A 20457-nucleotide genomic window follows, 5' to 3' on the forward strand; every position below is an offset into this window, starting at 1 on the left:
TGAGTTATTGAACCATAAGCGAAAAAATATTTTCGCCAATGATTGAAATATGGGGCAAAGTTACGACATTTGCTATTAAAACAAGTAAGAACTTGGAAAATTATAAGACCCAAATATCCACCGCGGCAGACCGTTTTTTAACACTGCTGAAAACCGGCGGCCCGCAATCGGCATCCGCTATGGCGAAGGATTTGGGCATTACCGGCGAAGGCGCCCGCCTGCACCTTTTAAAGCTGCAGGAAGAAGGCCTTGTTGAAGCCGTTACCGAACCGAAAGGAGTGGGGCGCCCCCAGCAGATCTGGTCCCTTACTGAACGTGGCAACCGCCGTTTTCCCGACTCTCATTCCGATCTTACCGTCCAGTTAATTAATACGATCGGCGACGTATTAGGTCCCGACGCCCTCGACGAAGTGATCGTTGCGCGCGAACGCGCCATTAGCGACCGCTATTACGATGCATTGTCTTCCCTTACCGATTTGTCCGAAAAACTGGCCCGCCTTGCCGAAATGCGGCACAAGGAAGGCTACCTGGCCGAGTGGCGCCAGGACGGCGACGCTTTTCTTTTTATTGAACATCACTGCCCCATCTGTTCCGCCGCTAAAGTTTGCGGCAACATCTGCCAGGCCGAACTGATTACTTTCCGTCGCCTCTTTGGCGATCAGGCATCCGTAGACCGTGTAGACCACCTGCTCTCCGGCGCAAAACGCTGCGTCTACAAAATCGTTCCCCTTTCTTAATTTTTTGCACTAGCTTAAGTAGCCCCCTTCAACCGCAGTTGTGTCACTCCCTTCAACGGCTGTTTCGCTATTGCATTCCCGGATTGACGTAGTAGGTATTGCTATCGTTCCTGTGGGGATGTAAACCTTTACAGGGATTACTAACGATAAGTGTAAACTGTCTATTCCTAAAATCACTTGACAGCGATAAGGGCTTAAATTTGTAGCACTATGGTACAAAAAGGTAGAAAAGGAAAAGCCGGTGGCATGCCGGTATATCCAGAATCTTTAAAAATCGCTGTTGTACATGAGTATCAGACTGGCACGCTGAGTCAGCAGCAGCTATGTGAGAAGTATCAGCTTCGTAGCGCCAGTACAGTTCGCGATTTTGTTCGTTGGTATGAAAAGTGGTCGTCTCAGCCGGCAGCGCCGCCTGCGTTGCCAGGGGAAAGCGAGTCGTCAGCAGCACTCAAGGAGGCGCAGTTGCGTATCATGGCTTTAGAGTTATTGATAAAAAACGCCGAAAAGGAGCTCGGGGTTGATATCATAAAAAGTCTGGTACCAAACAGCCACTGAAATGAAGGAACTGTTGCAAGAGGTTTCATTTTCAAAGATTTGTGGCTTGTTTGGCAAAAGTCGCCAGGCGTGGTATGATATCAGAAGCCGGGATACAGATCCCGGGCTGCAGGAGTCGCTGGTGCTTGACTGGGTAAGAGAAATCCGCTCTGCCTTGCCTCGTATTGGTACCATCAAGCTTTATCATATGCTTAAACCCCGCCTGGAAGCCCATCGGATCAAACTTGGCCGGGATGGACTCTATCGTTTACTGGCCGGGCACCAGCTACTGATACAACGGCGTAAAAAGCGTGTTTATACCACCGACTCTAATCACATGTTCCGCAAATGGCCTAACCTGGTTACCGGGCTTGCTGTTACCAGGCCGGACCAGCTTTGGGTAAGCGACATTACTTATCTGACAACAGATAAGGGTTTTATCTACTTATCACTAGTAACTGATGCCTACTCCCGTAAAATCGTGGGGTATCATCTGAGTCAGCACTTAAAAGCCGTCGGTTGTATCAGCGCTTTACAGAAAGCAATAAAAAGCCGGCGTACGCCTTTGTTGGAGCTTATTCATCACTCTGACCGTGGTATTCAGTATTGCTGCGATGGCTATGTTTCTATTTTGCAGGATAAGTTCATTAACATCAGTATGACGCAGTCCGGAAGCCCTTATGATAACGCCCTGGCAGAGCGGGTAAATGGTATTTTAAAACAAGAGTTTGGCCTTGATAGGCGCTTTGGGTCTTATAAACAGGCCATAGAGCCGGTCGCTAACGCAATCCATGCCTACAATCATCTTCGGCCTCATCTGTCATGTGGGCTTAAAACCCCGGACAGCATGTATTATCTTGAATCCCAAAATGCTTTGTCAAGTTAAAACAGGAATTAATCCACATCTGACAAGCTTATTTAGTAATCTTCCCATAAGCTGTCAAGTTTTTCTAGTATAAGACAAACCTATTTCCGGACGAGGTAGCTTATAGCATCCTGGGTTCATCCTAGGTTCATCCTAGGTTCATCCTAGGTTCAAGGTAGGTTCAAGGTAGGTTCGTGAACCTATCCCGAACGAATGATAAACCTAAGATGAACGAACTATATCCCTAGGTTGCTTATAGCACTGTCGACTGTTCGTTGTAAAAGCGTATTCAGGTCGATTAGCCGCAATCGTATTCACACCTGGGGGCATAGCAGGGAAGCAAACGCTGCGTATAGTTGTGCCCGTTATTGCCTGAAAGCCGCCACAGCTATAGCTATTAACAAACGGCTAACATTTTATTTTCGGATCAGGAAATGAAAAATTGCGAATTTAACGGCGGAAACAAATCGCACTTTAATTACGCTCACGGATACACGAAAAACCATCGTAAAGTCTAAAGTTTAACACCAATAGTTTCTGATGTAAAGCCTCACCAGCTTTGGCATTAGCCCCGGTTTGGCCCTGATTGAAGGTTGGGTTGACATAACCATAGTTTAGAACACATTATATCACCATATTCCTGAAAATGATGGCTCAATTTTACAAAGCATGTAAATTGAATGGATTTCTTTTGCCCGGATTTTTGTTATTGTTTGTTTTTATCCCGTTAAAACAAGCGTTCGCAGAGGGTAGTAAGGAGATGAACGCCAATGGCGGCAGCCGTGCTTTTATGTTTAGCACCGCGAATGTCAGTGGTACCAATCCATACCCCACACTCGGTACGGTGAAGGTGTTTGTTCGTCCTGGTGAAACGATCAATGTGGGGTCGAGCGCGCAGAACGTAGGTAACGGGTACATTGTCCTTCGTGCGCCCAATGGCACCACCTACACAACACAAGGGTTGGGTAACGTAGGTAAAATTCTCAATCGCTCGCAGGAAGTGGCGGGACCGTTTATTTTATTGCTCAATCTCGGCGGTTATACGCCGGCAACCTATACGGTAGGCGCTAACCAGGGAGGGATATGGGAAATTGATTTCCTGCCGCCGAACCAGGCCAGCACTACACAACCCACCGCCATCAGCGCTTCTGCGGCATGGACGCAGCCAAGTACTTCGTACATTGCGGCCTGGGACGTATCGGTGCGTAATACTGCAGGAACAGCCCGGGTAAATGGTCGTACGTTCATGAACGTGTTTACCGGCAGCCTCGGTAACTTCAATCAGCCTTTCAACGCCGTTTTTAATATTCTTACCCGCGATGGTTACCGCTATACGGTTAATAATAATGGTCAGACAGGTTACGGTTTTTCTTTCTTTGTAAATAATAAAGGCGTACAAACTGCAGCCGGAGCGCCCAGCTACAAAAGTTTTAATGATCTTTCCGGCTTCAACATGCAGGACCCCGCGACGAAGACACCGAAGCCGACTATACTGCAAAAATCTTTTTTAACGCGCCTGATGAAACTATGCCTGCTTCAGCTGCCACGCGTGCAGGCAGTACGTGGCTCATTACTTCGCCTACCAGTCCTGTGGCGTCAAACTATACCTTCAACGGTGCGGAAGGTACGCCCAATGTGTCCGGGACCAATCCCACCGGCGGTAATATCGGATTTACTTCCAATGTGGCTACCAATTTTGCGGTTGATATTGACGTAAATAGTAATGGCATTTATTCGGATGCCGTGGATCGCCGCCTGACGGGAACGGCCGTCGTCGGCGCCAATACCGTGTTCTGGGACGGTTTAAACGGGCAGGGGGCAAAGTGACAACAAGCGGCAGTACGTCCGTCAACATGCGTGTGTTATTATTCACCGGGGAAGTACACTTCCCCTTTATTGATGTAGAAAATAATGTTAACGGCATTATTATCACCCGAACGAACGGCGCAAATCAGAACAGTATCGTCTATTGGGACGATACTGATATTACGTTTACCGGAACTTCTTCCAATCCGGTCAAAACCACGATCGACGGGGTGAACAGCACCATAAACGGGCATAAGTGGGGCTCCACCGCATATAGTTCCTCCGATTTCGGTAACGAAGTAATACTCGATACATGGACTTACACCACGAACACGCCACTCACTTCGTCCGTCGCGATCGTACTGCGGGAGGCAGATTTAGAAACGGTGAGCATCACGCCAAACACCACAGCCCTGTGCGTAGGGCAAAGTGTGTCCTATACGGTCGTAATGCGCAATAATGGTCCGAGTGCCGTAACCGGGGCAAAAGCCCGTATTACTGTTCCTGCCAACCTTACCGGCGTCTCCTTCGGCACACCAACTTTATCGGGCACTACCGTCACCGCGTCATCCGCTACCGCTACGCAATATGATGCTATCTTAACGATGAATAACGCGGGTACGTTTACCATTACCTTCTCCGGTACAATAACCTCCGTACCCAGCGGCGGCAATCTAAACGCTGTGGCGAGTATCATGCGTCCCGCCGACGTAACCGACCCGGATGCCACCAATCCGGATGCCGCCACACCTACAGATCCGCAGGGAGAGTGTGATAGTGCGCCTTCCGGGGTAGGATGTAATAATATCAAGACCTCCTCCCTGGTAGTCAGCCCGGTACCAACTACCGCTAATGCCGGTACAGATCAGTCTCTGTGTGCCGTTACCTCCACTACGCTCGCGGGTAATACGCCTACTGCGGGCACCGGTACTGGACACAGGTCAGCGGTCCCAACACCGCCACCATTACTACGCCAACCGCAAATAATTCAACGGTAACAGGGCTTGTTACCGGTACCTATCAATTCCGCTGGACGATTTCCAGCGGCGCCTGTACGCCAAGCAGTGCCACGGTAAATATCACGGTACTGCCGGCGCTCGCAAGTAACACCGTAACCGCACCCGCAGTGGTAACTTTCTGTGCGTCCGGCGATCCGGCGATAATCAACGGATCAACACCGACAGGCGGCACCGGTAGTTATGTTTATCAATGGCAGAGCGCTGCGGACAACGTTACGTTCACGAATATCAGCGGCGCCACGGCTGCCTCTTACGATCCGCCGGTCATTACGGCCACCACATATTACAGGAGGCAGGTAACATCAGGTGGTTGCAGCACGCCCCTTTCCAGTAACGTAATTACGGCAACGGTACAGTCCGCGATTGGCAATAATACTGTTACAGCGCCCGCTACGACCTTGTTCTGCGGTTCGGGTAATGCGGAAATCATCAACGGTACAACACCAACGGGCGGTAATGGAAGCTATATTTACCAATGGCAAAGCAGCACGGATAACAACACCGGAATAATATCAGCGGAGCGGTAGCACAGGCATATGATCCGCCGCCAGCAGCAGTAACAGTATATTACAGGCGACAGGTAACTTCGGGCACTTGTACCACGCCGGTGAACAGCAATGTAATCACCATTTCGGTAAACGCCGCACTCACTTCGGGCACAGTGGGCACTAATCAGACGTTCTGCGTAAGCGGTGACCCGGCGGTATTTACACAATCAGTGGCGCCTACCGGCGGCAATGGTACGTATACCTACCAGTGGCAAAGTTCCGCGGATAACGTAACGTTTACCAACGTTGCCGGAGCCACTGCCGCTACCTACGATGCGCCGGTAGTATCGGCCACCACTTACTTCCGCAGGGTAGTAAGCTCCAGCGGATGTGCAGATGCGAACAGCAATGTTATCACTGTCACCGTAACGCCGGGTGTTACACCCGGCAGTATCGGAGCGTCGCAAGCCTTCTGTGCCAGCGGTGATCCGGCGATATTCACGGCTACAGCCGCACCAACGGGCGGTAACGGTACTTATAGCTATCAATGGCAAAGTTCAACTACCAGCGCCAGCACCGGCTTCGCCGACATCAGCGGCGCGACTACCGCTACTTATGATGCGCCGGCATTGTCGACTACCACTTATTTCCGTCGCATCGTTCGGTCCGATGCCTGTGCCGATGCAATCAGTAATGTAGTGACGGTGACGATCAACCCGGCTATCAGCAACAACACGATATCTGCCGCGCAAACGATCTGTTCCGGCAGCGCGCCTGCTGCGCTTAACGGGGCTTTGCCCACCGGCGGCAGCGGTACATTTAGCTATCGATGGGAAAGCAGCACTACAGGTGCAGCGAACTTCGCAGCAGCCGGCGGTACCAATACCGGGCAAAACTACGCGCCCGGCACTTTAACGCAGAACACGATTTACAGAAGGATAGTAAGTTCCGGCGCCTGTGGCGAAGTAGCGAGCAACATCGTACAGATTACGGTGACTGCTGGTCCTACCGCTTCGAATGCCGGTCCCGACCAGGGCCCGCTGAATGCAACGGTAGTAACGCTCGCCGGTAATGCGCCCACAGTGGGTGTTGGCGCCTGGACACAGGTATCCGGTCCCAATACCGCCACTATACAGAATCCGACACAGCCGGGAACGCGCGTAAGCGGATTAATAGCGGGAAGCTACACGTTCCGCTGGACGATCAGCAACGCACCCTGCGCCGCTTCGGTGGATGAGGTGGTGATAACCATCAATGCGGCGCCGGTAGCGCAGAACGACGTGGTAACCACCAGTGAGGATACCCAGGTGATCATTAACGTGGCCGCGAACGACAGTGATCCGGACGGTACCCTGCAGCCAGGCAGCGTTGTAATCGTGACAGAACCCGCTCACGGTACCTTGACCGTAAATGCCAATAATACAGTGACCTATGCTCCGGCAGCCGATTATAATGGCACGGATAATTTCAGTTATACAATTAAAGACAACCTGGGTACTGTATCGAATACCGCTACCGTATCGATTACGATTACACCGGTGAACGATGCGCCCATAGCGGGTGATGATAAAATCAACGCCCTGCAGGACCAGGCGCTGAACCTCCCGCCGCCAGGCCTGCTGGCGAACGATTACGATCCGGATGGCGAGCAGTTGTCGGCCAGTGTTGTAACCTTCCCCGCCAACGGCACGCTGGTCATCAATTCTGACGGCTCGCTCGTATATACGCCAAGGGCAGGTTTCGTGGGACCCGATGTATTCACCTACAAAGTATGTGATGCCGCTAATACCTGTGATACCGCGTCGGTAACCATCGATGTTGGTAACGTGAATGACGCACCGGTGGCGGATGGCGATATTTATACCGTATTGGAAGACAACACGCTGACGGTACCGGCCGCAGGTGTGCTCACCAACGATACCGATGCGGACGGTGATCAGCTCGCAGCCTCGCTGGTAACTGGTCCGACAAAAGGTACGCTGACGCTGAATACAAATGGCTCGTTCGTGTACACACCGAACGCAAATGCGAATGGCGTCGACAACTTTACGTACAATGCCTGCGATGCAAGCGGCGCCTGCTCGTCCGCAACAGTAACCATCAACATTACCCCGGTAAATGATAAACCACTGGCAATCGATGATGCGTACAATACCGCGGAAGATATTCCGCTAACAGTGGCTGCTCCGGGCTTGATCACCAATGATTCCGATCCGGACAATGATGCGTTGACCGTATCGGTAATTGCGCAGCCGGCGCATGGTACACTGAGTTTTAATGCGAACGGTTCGTTCGTGTATACACCAGCCGCCAACTACAATGGCATCGACAACTTTACGTATCGCCTGTGCGACAATGGTACGCCACAGCTTTGTGATACCGGCCTGGTAACGATTACTGTAACGCCGGTAAATGATACTGCGATTGTCGTAAATGATACTTACGCCACTGCTGAAGATGTACCGCTGAGCGTAAATGCGCCGGGCGTATTGGCAAACGACAGCTCCGGACGGCGATGTACTGACGGCCGCCATCGTAACACAACCACAACATGGGACACTTACATTTAATGCCAACGGTAGCTTTATCTATACACCCGCTGCTAATTATAACGGGCCAGACAGTTACACTTACCGCGCCTGCGATGGCTCAGGCGCATGTCGTACCGGCACCGTAAACATCACCGTGACAGCGGTGAACGACGCGCCGGTAGCAGTAGATGACAATTACACGTTGAATGAAGATGCGCCGATTACGGTAAATGCCCCGGGCGTACTCTCGAATGATTCCGATGTGGACGGAGATCCGCTGACTGTGGCCGTAGTGGCTGGTCCGCAGCACGGTACGCTGACGCTGAATGCAAATGGCAGCTTTACCTATACGCCGGCGGCGAACTACAACGGTACGGACCAGTTTACTTACCGCGTATGCGACAATGGTGCACCGCAGCGCTGCGATACCGGCCTGGTGACCTTCACCATCAACCCCGTAAATGACGCGCCGGTAGCAGGGGATGATACCTATACGATCGCCGAAGATGGCACATTGACCGTGGCCGCACCGGGTGTGCTGACCAATGATTCGGATGTCGATGGTAATCCGCTCACGGTGAGCGTACTCGCCAACCCGGCACACGGCACGCTTACACTGAACAGTAATGGCAGCTTCGTGTATACGCCGGCCGCGAATTACAATGGTCCGGATGCGTACAGTTACCGCGTTTGTGATAATGCGGGCGCCTGCGATACCGGCCTGGTAAGCTTTACGGTGACGGCCGTAAACGATCGCCCGGTAGCCACTGCGGATGCCTACACGATTACTGAAGACAGCTCACTGACGGTGGCTGCGCCGGGTGTGATGTTCAACGACCGTGATGTGGACGGCGATGCGCTGACGGCATCACTTGTATCTGCACCTCCTAATGGTACCCTTACCCTGAATGCCAATGGCGGTTTTACGTTTGTACCTGCCCCTAATTTTAATGGCGCGACGAGCTTCCGTTACCGCGTATGCGATCCGGCAGGACTGTGCGATACCACAACGGCTACGATTACGGTTACGCCGGTAAATGATGCACCGGTGGCGGCAAACGATACCTATACACTTTCTGAAGACGTACTACTGAATATCGCAGCGCCGGGTCTGCTGGCCAACGATACCGATGCCGATGGCGACGTATTGAATGCCAGCCTGGGCACCGCACCGAAGCACGGTACACTTACTGTAAACAGCAATGGCAGCTTTGTTTATACGCCTGCCGCTAATTATAACGGGCTGGATTCCTTTACCTATCGCGCCTGTGATGGTTCGGGGGCCTGTGCAACGGCAACTGTCCGACTGACGGTAAATGCCGTGAATGACGCGCCGGATGCCGTGAATGATGCCTACGCCGTTTCGGAAGATGCAACACTGACTATTGCCGCCAGCGGTGTGCTGTTCAATGATACAGATATTGATAGTGATCCGTTGACTGCATCTGTTGTAAGACTGCCATCACATGGTACACTTACACTGAATGCGGATGGCAGCTTTGTGTATACACCCGCTCCGAATTATAACGGTCCCGATACTTTCGTTTACCGCGCCTGTGATAACGGCACGCCTTCACTTTGTGATACCGCGCTGGCCATTATTACCGTAACACCGGAGGCAGATGCGCCGGTAGCGGGAGACGATAATTACACCACGGCGGAAGATACTCCACTGAACATTGCTACGCCCGGATTGCTGGCGAACGATACCGATGCTGATCAGGGCCAGACCTTGTCGGCCAGCATCGCAGTCCCGCCAACACACGGTACGCTCACCATTAATGCAAACGGCAGCTTCCTGTACACACCGGCAGCTAACTATAATGGCATCGACCGTTTCGTGTATCGTGTGTGCGATAATGGAGCACCGTCACTTTGCGATACCGCAACGGTAACGATAAACATTACGGCGGTGAATGACGCACCGGTAGTGGCGAACGACAACTACTCAGTGGATGAGGATGTGGTACTGACCGTGCCGGCAGCGGGCGTGTTGCTGAATGATGCGGAAGCAGACGGGGAGACCATGACCGCATCGCTGTTGGTACAGGCCGCACATGGCACTGTAGTGATGAATGCGAACGGAGGATTCACCTATACACCTAACCCGGATTTCAACGGACTGGATAGCTTTACCTATCGCGCCTGTGATCCGTCGGGCGCCTGCACGCCGGGTGTGGTAAGGATCGTGGTAAATGCCACGAATGATATTCCCCTGGCTGTGAATGATACTTACACCTTAACGGAAGATACCCCGCTGAACGTGGGAGTGCCAGGCGTATTAAGCAATGACACCGATCCGGACGGCGATCCGCTGACGGTGAGTTTGACCGTTGCTCCGACCAAAGGTGCACTGACGCTGAACGCGAATGGAGCCTTTGCATACATCCCGAATGCGGATGTGAATGGGGTAGACAGCTTCACTTACCGGGTATGTGATCCAGGCGGCGCTTGTGCGACGGCTACAGTGACATTGAACATTACACCGGTGAATGATACCGTGCAGGCCCGGGATGATGAATACAATACCCCGGAAGATACGCCGCTGAATGTACCGGCGCCAGGTGTATTGGCCAACGATGTGGATGTAGACGGGGATCCGTTGACGGTTACGCTGATCGGCACTATTCCGGCCACAAAAGGAACGCTGACCTTACAGCCGGATGGAGCGCTCAACTTCACGCCAACTACTGATACAACGGGCACCATCATCATATCTTACCGCGTTTGCGATCCGGGCGGCGCGTGTGATACGGCGAATATCATCATCAATGTAGGGGAAGATAATGATCCGCCGGTAGCGGTGGATGACAACCGTCCGGAATACTCGGTGGGAGAGGATGCTGTCCTGGTGATCCCGGCATCCATTGGTGTGCTGGCGAACGATACCGATCCGGATAATACCACCTTGTCTGCCTCCCTGGCCACACCTCCTGCAAATGGTGCCGTAACGCTGAATGCAGATGGCTCGTTCACTTATATTCCGAACCTGAACTATAACGGCACCGATCAGTTTACTTATAATGTGTGCGATGCGAACAATGCTTGCGATGTGGGTACTGTTACCATTACCATCAGGCCGGTAAATGATGCGCCGGTAGCTGCGCAGGATAGCGTGTCTACAGCCGAAGATACGCCTGTCAGCGGCCAGATTACGGCTGCACAGGATGTAGAGGGTAATACGCTTACCTATACTACATTAACAACCACTACCTTCGGTACGATCGTGATCAATAACACCGGCGGTTATACCTATACGCCTAACCCGAATTACTTCGGGCAGGACGTGCTGCTTTATTCGGTTTGTGATGACGGCACACCGTCGCTTTGCGATACCGGGAGGCTGATTATAACGGTAACACCTGTCAATGATGTGCCGGTGGCGGGCAATGATAATTATACCGTAAATGAAGATAATACCCTGGCGGTGGCATCTGCGGGCGGTGTGCTGAACAACGATTCCGATGTTGATGGCGAGCCCATCGTGGCTACACTCGTGACGCCAACACGCGGACAGCTGACGCTGAACTCGAATGGCTCCTTTATCTATACGCCGCTCCGTGACTTCAATGGAATAGATAGCTTCACGTACCGTGCCTGCGATGTTAGCAACGCCTGTGCGATCGCTAAAGCCTATATCACAGTATTCCCGGTAAATGACAGGCCAATAGCGGTGCCGGATACCTTCTATCGTGCGGAAGACACGGTGATTACGTTCCCGCCTGCCGTCGTGCTGGCCAACGATATTGATGTGGATGGGGATGTGCTTAGCGGGTACCCGATTGGCTCACTGAGCAACGGTACGTTCACGGCTAATCCCGATGGTACTTATACTTACAGGCCTGCACCAAACTTCATCGGTACAGATTACATCGATTATGTGGTGTGCGACAACGGTACGCCGTCGCTTTGCGACACCGGCCATATCGTGTTGATTATCCAGGCTAGAAATGACGCCCCTATAGCGCTTGGGGATACCTACAACTTGTTGGAAGATAATATACTCACAATCGATGCTGCCAACGGGGTATTGGCAAACGATAACGATCCGGACGGAGAGGCGCTGGCATCCACAATAGTGGAAACAGCGAATGGCCAGCTGGTACTGAATACCAATGGCTCATTTGTTTACACGCCTAATCGGGATTTTAATGGCGTAGATTCCTTTACTTACCGTGCCTGCGATGTTGCCGGCGCTTGTGATACAGCCGTGGTCCGACTGGTGGTGCAACCGGTAAATGACAGGCCGGTAGCAGTAGATGATGTGTTTACCCGGTCAGAAGATACGGTGATTACCTTCCCGCCTGCGGTGATTTTAGCCAATGATTATGATCCGGATGGCGATGTACTGACGGGGACCCCGCTTGGTTATCTTGCCAATGGCACATTTACTACGAATCCGGATGGTACGTATACCTACCGGCCGGCACCGAATTTTAACGGTGTTGATAGTATCTATTACGTGGTATGCGATCCGGGAGGACTTTGTGATACTGGTTTGATAAGGTTGATTATCACACCGGTGAATGATGCGCCTGTTGCAACCCCGGTATTCTATACCGTAACCGAAGATCAGCCTTTGACAGAGCCGGCGCCGGGCATTATCGGGGATGATAAAGATCCGGATGGAGAAGACATCGTAGCCGCCGTGGTAACAGGTCCATATCATGGCACGTTCACATTGAACCCCGATGGCAGCTTCACGTACACCCCTGACCAGAACTTCAACGGCCGGGATAGTGTATTGTTCTCGCTTTGCGATATCCAGGGCGCCTGCGATACTTCCTTCGTTTATTTTGATGTGATTCCTGTAAATGACCCGCCGGTAGTGGCTGGCATCACCTTCGCAGCAACTGAAGATACTCCGCTGACCGCAGGAGCTCCGGGTGTATTGGGAAATAGCTCCGATCCCGATGGCGATCCACTGACCGCGACGCTCGTCGATAGTCCAACATCTGGTACCCTCGTACTGAACCCGGATGGCAGCTTCACCTATACACCGAACCCCGACTTCAACGGGCAGGATGCATTTACGGTGAACGTTTGCGATAGCGGTTCACCACAATCCTGTGGTATTATTACTGTAGTGATCAATGTAACCGCCGTGGACGACTACCCGGTTGCGAACAGCGATTCACTGGTAACCGCGGAAGATAACGTACTGAACGTACCTGCCCCGGGCATACTGGCCAACGACACCAACCCGGATGGCGACGTGTTAACCGCGAGCATCGTAGCGCCGACCCAACACGGCCAGATTACGCTCAGCGCCAACGGCAACCTGCAGTACGCACCGGCACAGGACTATAACGGTCGCGACAGCGCCGTTTACCAGATCTGCAAAGCAAACGGTCTTTGCGATACCGCTAAAATCTATATCAGTATCACCCCGGTAAATGACCGCCCGATAGCGGTGGACGACATATTTACCCGTGCCGAAGATACCGTGATTACTTTCCCGCCAAGTGTGGCGTTGATCAACGATATTGACGTAGACGGCGACGTGCTGACGGGGCACCCTATCGGTAACCTCACGAAAGGCACTTTCACTGCCAACCCTGACGGAACTTATACCTATCGTCCGCTTCCAAACTTCAATGGCGTGGATAGCATCCAGTACGAAGTTTGCGACCCGGGAGGGCTGTGCGACACCGGTTTGATCCGCCTGATCATCGAACCAAGAAATGATGCGCCGGTAGCTGCCGATGACTATTACACAACCAATGAAGACATCGCCCTGAGTGTGCCCAGTCCGGGTGTATTGGCCAACGACGTGGACGTGGATGAAAACGATGTGCTGAATGTCACCATCCTCCGCACCCCGTCGAACGGTACCCTCAGTGTAAATAGCAATAACTCCTTCCTGTATACCCCAAGTCCGAACTATCATGGCGTAGATACCTTCTGGTACGTCGTATACGATGCCGCCGGCGCCCGCGATACGGGCACGGTATACATTACGGTGAATTCCGTAAATGATCCGCCCATTGGTGTAGATAACGTGTACACCCTGAACGAACGCACAGCTGTGTCAGGCAACGTTCTGACTAACGACAGTGATCCCGATAATGATCCGCTTACAACGGGTGTGGTAACTGGTCCGGGCAATGGTGTGATAGTGCTGAACCCGGATGGCAGCTTCACGTACACGCCCAACATCTCCTTCATCGGCATTGACCGTGTCGTGTACCAGGTCTGCGACACCGGGGGCCTCTGCGATTCGGCAAACATCACCTTTAATGTACAGAATGTGAATGACCGTCCGGTGGCGGTTACCGATAACGTGAATGTGACAGAAGATACCCCGGCAACAGGTAACGTATTAACCAATGACACCGATATCGACGGCGACGCGCTGACCGCTTCGCTGGTGATGGCCCCAGTTAATGGTACCGTAGTGCTGAATGCCGATGGCAGCTTTACTTATACGCCGAATGCCAACTATACCGGTGCAGACAGTATGCGCTACCGCGTATGCGATAATGGCGCGCCTGTATTATGCGATACCGGTATCGTAAGATTTACCGTGATTAACGTAAATGATGCCCCGGTTGCGGTGGACGATACCGCTGCTGTTGTGGAAGATACGCCGGCTACGGGTAATGTGTTGACCAATGATACCGATATTGAGGGTAATGCGCTGACAGCTTCGTTGTTGACGGCTCCGGTTAATGGTACGGTTGTGCTGAATGCCGACGGTAGCTTTACTTATACATCGAATGCGAATTACAATGGTCTCGATAGCCTGGTTTACCAGGTTTGTGATAACGGTACGCCTTCGTTGTGTGATACAGGTGTGGTTCGATTTAGTGTTTCTGCGGTGAATGATGCTCCTGTTGCGGTAGATGATAATGTGGCTGTTGTAGAGGATACGCCGGCTACGGGTAATGTATTGACGAATGATACGGATGTTGAGGGTAATGCGCTGACGGCTTCTTTGGTTACTGCGCCTGTTAATGGCACTGTGGTGCTGAATGCTGATGGTAGCTTCACTTATACGCCTAATGCGAATTATAATGGATCTGATAGCCTGGTGTATCGCGTTTGTGACAATGGTACGCCGTCTCTGTGCGATACAGGTTTGGTAAGATTTGCCATCTCGGCAGTGAATGATGATCCAGTTGCCGTGAATGATACGGTTGCGGTGGTGGAAGATACCCCGGCTTCTGGCAACGCCCTGTCGAACGATATCGATCCGGATGGCGGAACGCTAACCGCTACCGTTATAGGCAACCCTGTCCACGGTACACTGGTATTCAACGCCAATGGCAGCTTCACGTACACACCAGCCACCAACTACAACGGTCTGGATAGTCTCGTATACCGCGTATGTAACAATAGTGGTCTCTGTGACACTGGCGTAGTTCGCTTCGCAATATCCGCAGTGGACGATGCACCGATCGCTGTACCGGACACCATCCCTGTAGTCGAGGATACACCAACAACGGGCAACGTCCTGTCCAACGATATCGATCCGGATGGCGGAACGTTAACGGCCACCGTAATAGGCAACCCTGTCCACGGTACATTGGTGTTCAATGCCAATGGCAGCTTCACCTACACGCCAGGCGCTAATTATAATGGTTTGGATAGTCTTGTATACAGGGTATGTAACAACAGCGGTCGCTGTGACACTGGCGTGGTTCGCTTCCCGATTTCAGCTGTGAACGACCGTCCGATCGCTGTACGTGATACGGTAACGGTGAATGAAGATACGCCGACGCCTGGCAATGTGTTGAGCAATGATGTGGATCCGGACGGTGACGCGCTGGAAGCATCTATGATTACCGGCCCGATACATGGAACGATCATCTTCAGGCCTAATGGCGACTTTGAATATACGCCTGCGGCCGACTACAACGGCCTTGACAGTATCACTTATCAAATCTGTGACGGCGGTAGTCTCTGTAGTAGATCGGTGGTGATTTTCTCGATCATACCGGAAAATGATCCGCCGGTGGCTGTAAATGATGTAGTCAATACGAACGAGGATACACCGGTTACGGGTAATGTGCTGACGAACGATTCAGATCCTGAAGGGGATGCGCTGACAGCTTCGCTGGTAGCTGCTCCGGAAAGCGGTACAGTTGTGCTGAATGCTGATGGTAGCTTCACTTATACGCCTGATGCGGACTTCTATGGCCTTGACAGCATGATTTACCAGGTGTGCGATAATGGAACGCCGTCGCTTTGTAGTACAGCGGTCTTGCATTTTGTGGTAGCATCTGTGAATGATGCGCCCGTAGCTAATTCGGATACGGTAATTGCCAATGGTACAGGTCCAATTACCGGCAATGTACTCGTTAATGATTACGAGCCGGAAGGGGATGAGATGACCGCCTCGCTGGTAACTGCGCCGGTGAACGGTACGGTGGTGCTGAATGCCGATGGCAGCTTCATTTATACACCTAGTGCAGGTTATAAAGGGCTTGATAGTCTGGTTTATCGCGTTTGCGATAACGGAACGCCGTCTGCCTGCGATACGGCAAAAGTGTTGTTCGTGCTGGCTAATCAACCGCCTGTAGCGGTAAATGACACGGTATTGGTAACAGTGCCGCAGCCTGTAACCTTTAATGTGCTGAATAACGACGTCGATCCGAACGGAGATGCACTGACGGTTTCGCTGTTGAATGCGCCGTCAAGTGGTACGATACAAACGAATGGCAACGGCAGCTTCACGTACACGCCGGATAATACCTTTACGGGTACGGTAACGATCCGTTACCAGGTTTGCGACAATGGTTCACCAGCCCTTTGCGATACGGCGATCGTTGTACTGCAGGTGCCGAATCAACCGGTATTCGCAAGAAATGATACGCTGCGCACATTGTCGTCGCAAATGGTGACAGGCAACCTGCTGGCAAATGATACCGACCCGAATGGTAATACGATCCTGAGTGCGACGCTGCTGCAACAACCTGCGCACGGGCAAATGGTAGTGAATGGGTTCGGTAGTGCGACCTACATGCCGGATGCAGGTTTTGTGGGTATCGATACGGCTGTTTACCAGGTGTGTGATAACGGTACGCCGGTATTGTGCGATACGGCTTATGTATTCATCATCGTAGGACAGGGCAACCTGAAACCGGTAGCGGTGGATGATACGTTGCGCACGAATATCGGTACCGCGGTAACAGGTAATGTAGCAGCGAACGATAGTGATCCGGATTTCAATACGCTTACCACTTCGATCGTAACGCAACCGGCTCATGGTACAGTGGTAAGAGAACAGAATGGTTCGCTGACTTACACCCCGGCTGCCGGCTTTACCGGCCGTGACAGCATGCTGTACAGGATTTGTGATAATGGTACGCCATCACTTTGTGATACGGCGAAGGTGCTGATCTTCGTTACACAGGGTAACCAGGCGCCGGTCGCGAATAATGACACCATCAGTGTAAATAACCTGCTGCCTGCGACCGGCAATGTCCTGACGAACGACAACGATCCGGATGGCAATACGTTAACTGCTTCGCTGGTAACGGCGCCGGCCACTGGCACGGTAGTGCTGAATGCGAATGGCAGCTTCACTTATACGGCTAATCCTGGCTTCACGGGCAACGATGCGATGGTTTACCAGGTTTGTGATAATAGTGTGCCGTCGCTTTGCGATACCGCTCGTGTGGTGTTTGTGGTCGTGAGCGGCAACCGTGCACCGATCGCTAATAATGATACGGTGAGTGTAAATAATCTGCAGCCTGCCACCGGTAATGTACTGGCGAATGACAGCGGTCCTGACGGTAACGCGCTGACGGCTTCACTGGTAACAGCACCGGCCAGCGGTACGGTAGTACTGAATGCAGACGGCAGCTTCACCTACACCGCGGATCCGGGTTATATTGGAACAGACTTCATTGATTATAAAGTTTGCGACAACGGTACACCGTCACGTTGTGATACGGCCAGGGTGATCTTCCTGGTGGTGAACGGCAACCGTGCGCCGATCGCTAATAATGATACGGTACGTACAGATAATCAAACACCGGCCACTGTCAATGTACTGACCAATGATATGGATCCGGATGGTAACACGCTGACGGCTACGGTGATCACCGCACCGGCAAATGGTACGCTGACGCTGAACGCGAACGGCAGCTTCACTTACACACCGGCAGCCGGCTTTACCGGTACCGATTTTGCGGACTACCGCGTTTGTGATAATGGTACGCCGCAGCGTTGCGATACAGGCCGGCTGGTGATCGTAGTGGGACAGGGTAACCGTGCACCGCTGGCAGTGGATGATACGGCACGCACGTACAGTCCGCAACCTGTTACTGGCAATGCGCTGAGCAACGACCGCGATCCGGACAATAATCCGATGACAGCTACGCTGATCACACAGCCTGCACATGGTACGATCACGTTCAATGTGAATGGTACGTTTACGTATACACCAGCTGTAGGCTATGTTGGCACCGATAGTATGGATTACAAAGTATGTGATAACGGCACGCCGCAACGCTGCGATACAGCCCGCATCCGCTTCGTGATTACGCCAAACCTGCCGCCGGATGCGAAGGATGATACCCTGCGCGTAACCGGACCTGCACCAGTAACTGGTAATGTGCTCACCAATGATACCGATCCGAACGGACGTACGGGTATGACTGCCAGCCTGGTAACAGGACCGCGCAACGGTACGCTGGTCATCAATGCAAACGGCAGCGTTACCTACACCGCCAACCCCGGTTACTACGGTCTGGACAGTGTGATTTATAAAGTGTGCGACAATGGTACACCGGCGCTTTGTGATACGGCGAAGATCATCATCGTGATCGCTGATATTAACCGGGCTGTGATCGGTGTGTCCAAAGCCGTATCTGAACCACAGCTGCTGCCGGATGCGTCTTACGAATTCACTTACACCTTTGTGCTGCGAAACATGGGTAACATTCCGCTGACTAACATCACGCTGACCGACGATTTATCAACGGTATTCCCGGCGCCGATGGAAGTAACGGTAACGGGTGTAACGGCTACAGGTATGCTGGTGGCAAACGCACAGTACAATGGTCGTGGTAACGTGAACCTGCTGACGAACAGCAGTGCGTTGGCCGCCCGTGTAACCGATACCGTGAGGCTGAGCCTGAAAGTGTTCCCGCGTGGACAGTCCGGTACATTCAATAACCATGCGACAGCAGGAGGCGCGTCCATAGGCGGCGGTGCAGTTTCCGATCTGTCGACCGCAGGGCTGAACCCTGACACGAACAACGATGGTATACCCGATGAGAGCGACGCAACGCCTGTTGGCCTGCCGGAAATCAAGACCAGGATACCTGGCGGTTTCTCGCCGAACGGAGACGGTAAAAACGACTTCTTCGTGATACAGGGCGTAGGTTCCGACAGGATTGCGCTGGAAGTTTACAACCGCTGGGGTAACGTAGTGTACCGGAGTGACAATTACCAGAACAACTGGAATGGTAAGAGTAATACGGGCGTCCGCTATGGCGAAGATGTGCCGGACGGTACTTACTTCTACATCGTCAGGAACCTGACCACAGGAGAGAAATTCGTTAGTTACATCACCATAATCCGTTAATCCGATGAAAAAGCTGTTATTGATACCAGGGATGCTGCTGTTGGTGTTGGCCGCGAAGGCACAGCAGGATGCGATGTACACGCAATACATGTTTAATACCATGGCCATCAATCCCGGGTATGCCGGAAGCCGTGGGACACTGAGCGCTACCGCTTTATACCGCAGGCAATGGATCGGGGTGGAGGGAGCGCCCGAAACCCAGACCGTGTCGCTGGATATGTCTACCCGCGACAAAAAGATAGGGTTGGGGTTGCAAGCCTTTAATGATAAAATAGGTATTACCCGGTCTACCGGTTTTTACGCCACCTATGCTTACCGCATCAACTTCAGGGATGATGTGAGTTCGCTGTCGGTGGGCCTGCAGGGTGGCTTTACCAATTTTAAAGCGGACTTCACCAAAGTGGATCTTATCGATCAGGGGAACGATCCTGCTTTATGACGAACGTAAACGCTATGATGCCCAGCTTCGGCGCAGGTATTTATTATAACAACGACCGGTTTTATGCAGGCTTTTCGATTCCCAACATCGTACGCACCTACCTGCGCAAAGAGCAGTATTTGTATAAAACAGATGTGGTGGCGCACCGTTTCATGCACCTGTTTTTCATGACAGGGTATGTGTTTGATCTTGGCGAAGATTACAAACTGAAACCATCATTGCTGGTAAAGGCGGTGAAGGGCGCGCCGATAGAGGCCGATATTAATGCGAACCTCTGGATCAAGGACCTGGTTTCGGTAGGTGCTTCGTACAGGACGGGGATGCGGTGTCCGGGTTGCTCGAGTTGCAGCTGGGCAGCCAGTTCCGGTTAGGATATGCTTACGATCACAGTATTTCCAAACTGGTGAAATACAACCAGGGCACGCATGAAATTATGCTGCGTTTTGAGTTTGGATGGGAAAGAGGCGAAATACTTTCACCACGATATTTTTAAGCGAAC

Annotated in this window: 11 protein-coding genes and 1 pseudogene; all 12 read left to right on the forward strand. The window is 52.2% G+C overall.

What is annotated here, in order from left to right; genetic code table 11:
* The first annotated feature begins 92 nt into the window (after nt 1-92).
* Nucleotides 93-737 carry a helix-turn-helix transcriptional regulator gene (locus tag MKQ70_RS05005; RefSeq protein ID WP_248068773.1) on the forward strand — a complete coding sequence of 215 codons (645 nt, stop codon included), beginning with the start codon at nt 93-95 and terminating at the stop codon, nt 735-737.
* A gap of 210 nt (nt 738-947) precedes the next feature.
* Complete coding sequence (locus MKQ70_RS05010; protein WP_248068775.1) at nt 948-1292, forward strand: hypothetical protein; 345 nt, start codon at nt 948-950, stop codon at nt 1290-1292.
* Nucleotide 1293: 1 nt separating this feature from the next.
* Entirely contained in the window at nt 1294-2157 is an 864-nt protein-coding gene (locus MKQ70_RS05015; protein WP_248068777.1) for an IS3 family transposase, read from the forward strand.
* Between the two features lie 739 nt (nt 2158-2896).
* Nucleotides 2897-3853, forward strand: coding sequence for a hypothetical protein (locus tag MKQ70_RS05020; protein ID WP_248068779.1), 957 nt, complete (start codon nt 2897-2899; stop codon nt 3851-3853).
* A gap of 106 nt (nt 3854-3959) precedes the next feature.
* Nucleotides 3960-4940: a DUF11 domain-containing protein gene (locus MKQ70_RS05025; protein ID WP_248068781.1), complete on the forward strand. Its 981-nt coding sequence runs from the start codon at nt 3960-3962 to the stop codon at nt 4938-4940.
* Entirely contained in the window at nt 4907-5488 is a 582-nt protein-coding gene (locus MKQ70_RS05030) for a DUF8696 domain-containing protein (RefSeq protein ID WP_372490091.1), read from the forward strand. Before MKQ70_RS05025 ends, MKQ70_RS05030 begins: the two co-directional genes overlap by 34 nt.
* Nucleotides 5473-5541: pseudogene (locus MKQ70_RS43705) on the forward strand (hypothetical protein); the annotation flags it as partial. The gene MKQ70_RS05030 and the pseudogene MKQ70_RS43705, both read left to right, overlap by 16 nt.
* Before the next feature lie 27 nt (nt 5542-5568).
* Entirely contained in the window at nt 5569-8019 is a 2451-nt protein-coding gene (locus MKQ70_RS43710) for a cadherin-like domain-containing protein (protein WP_248068785.1), read from the forward strand.
* Nucleotides 7925-19519, forward strand: coding sequence for an Ig-like domain-containing protein (locus MKQ70_RS05040; RefSeq protein ID WP_248068787.1), 11595 nt, complete (start codon nt 7925-7927; stop codon nt 19517-19519). The genes MKQ70_RS43710 and MKQ70_RS05040 overlap by 95 nt, the downstream gene beginning before the upstream one ends.
* 4 nt (nt 19520-19523) lie before the next feature.
* Nucleotides 19524-19958, forward strand: coding sequence for a PorP/SprF family type IX secretion system membrane protein (locus tag MKQ70_RS37725; RefSeq protein ID WP_282456230.1), 435 nt, complete (start codon nt 19524-19526; stop codon nt 19956-19958).
* On the forward strand, nt 19955-20329 hold the full coding sequence (locus MKQ70_RS37730; protein WP_282456231.1) for a type IX secretion system membrane protein PorP/SprF: 375 nt from the start codon (nt 19955-19957) through the stop codon (nt 20327-20329). Before MKQ70_RS37725 ends, MKQ70_RS37730 begins: the two co-directional genes overlap by 4 nt.
* Nucleotides 20284-20451 (forward strand): type IX secretion system membrane protein PorP/SprF, encoded by a 168-nt coding sequence (locus tag MKQ70_RS42000; protein ID WP_372489933.1) that lies wholly within the window; start codon nt 20284-20286, stop codon nt 20449-20451. Before MKQ70_RS37730 ends, MKQ70_RS42000 begins: the two co-directional genes overlap by 46 nt.
* The last annotated feature ends 6 nt before the right edge of the window (nt 20452-20457 follow it).

It is taken from the genome of Chitinophaga sedimenti, from assembly GCF_023156195.1.
In the GTDB taxonomy this organism is placed as follows: Bacteria; Bacteroidota; Bacteroidia; order Chitinophagales; family Chitinophagaceae; genus Chitinophaga; species Chitinophaga sedimenti.

Bases quoted from the DNA above. Each gene is read 5' to 3' on its own strand.
- MKQ70_RS05010 (WP_248068775.1), top strand. From the start codon at position 948: ATGGTACAAAAAGGTAGAAAAGGAAAAGCCGGTGGCATGCCGGTATAT.
- MKQ70_RS05015 (WP_248068777.1), top strand. From the start codon at position 1,294: ATGAAGGAACTGTTGCAAGAGGTTTCATTTTCAAAGATTTGTGGCTTG.
- MKQ70_RS05020 (WP_248068779.1), top strand. From the start codon at position 2,897: ATGAACGCCAATGGCGGCAGCCGTGCTTTTATGTTTAGCACCGCGAAT.
- MKQ70_RS05040 (WP_248068787.1), top strand. From the start codon at position 7,925: ATGCGCCGGGCGTATTGGCAAACGACAGCTCCGGACGGCGATGTACTG.
- MKQ70_RS37725 (WP_282456230.1), top strand. From the start codon at position 19,524: ATGAAAAAGCTGTTATTGATACCAGGGATGCTGCTGTTGGTGTTGGCC.
- MKQ70_RS37730 (WP_282456231.1), top strand. From the start codon at position 19,955: ATGACGAACGTAAACGCTATGATGCCCAGCTTCGGCGCAGGTATTTAT.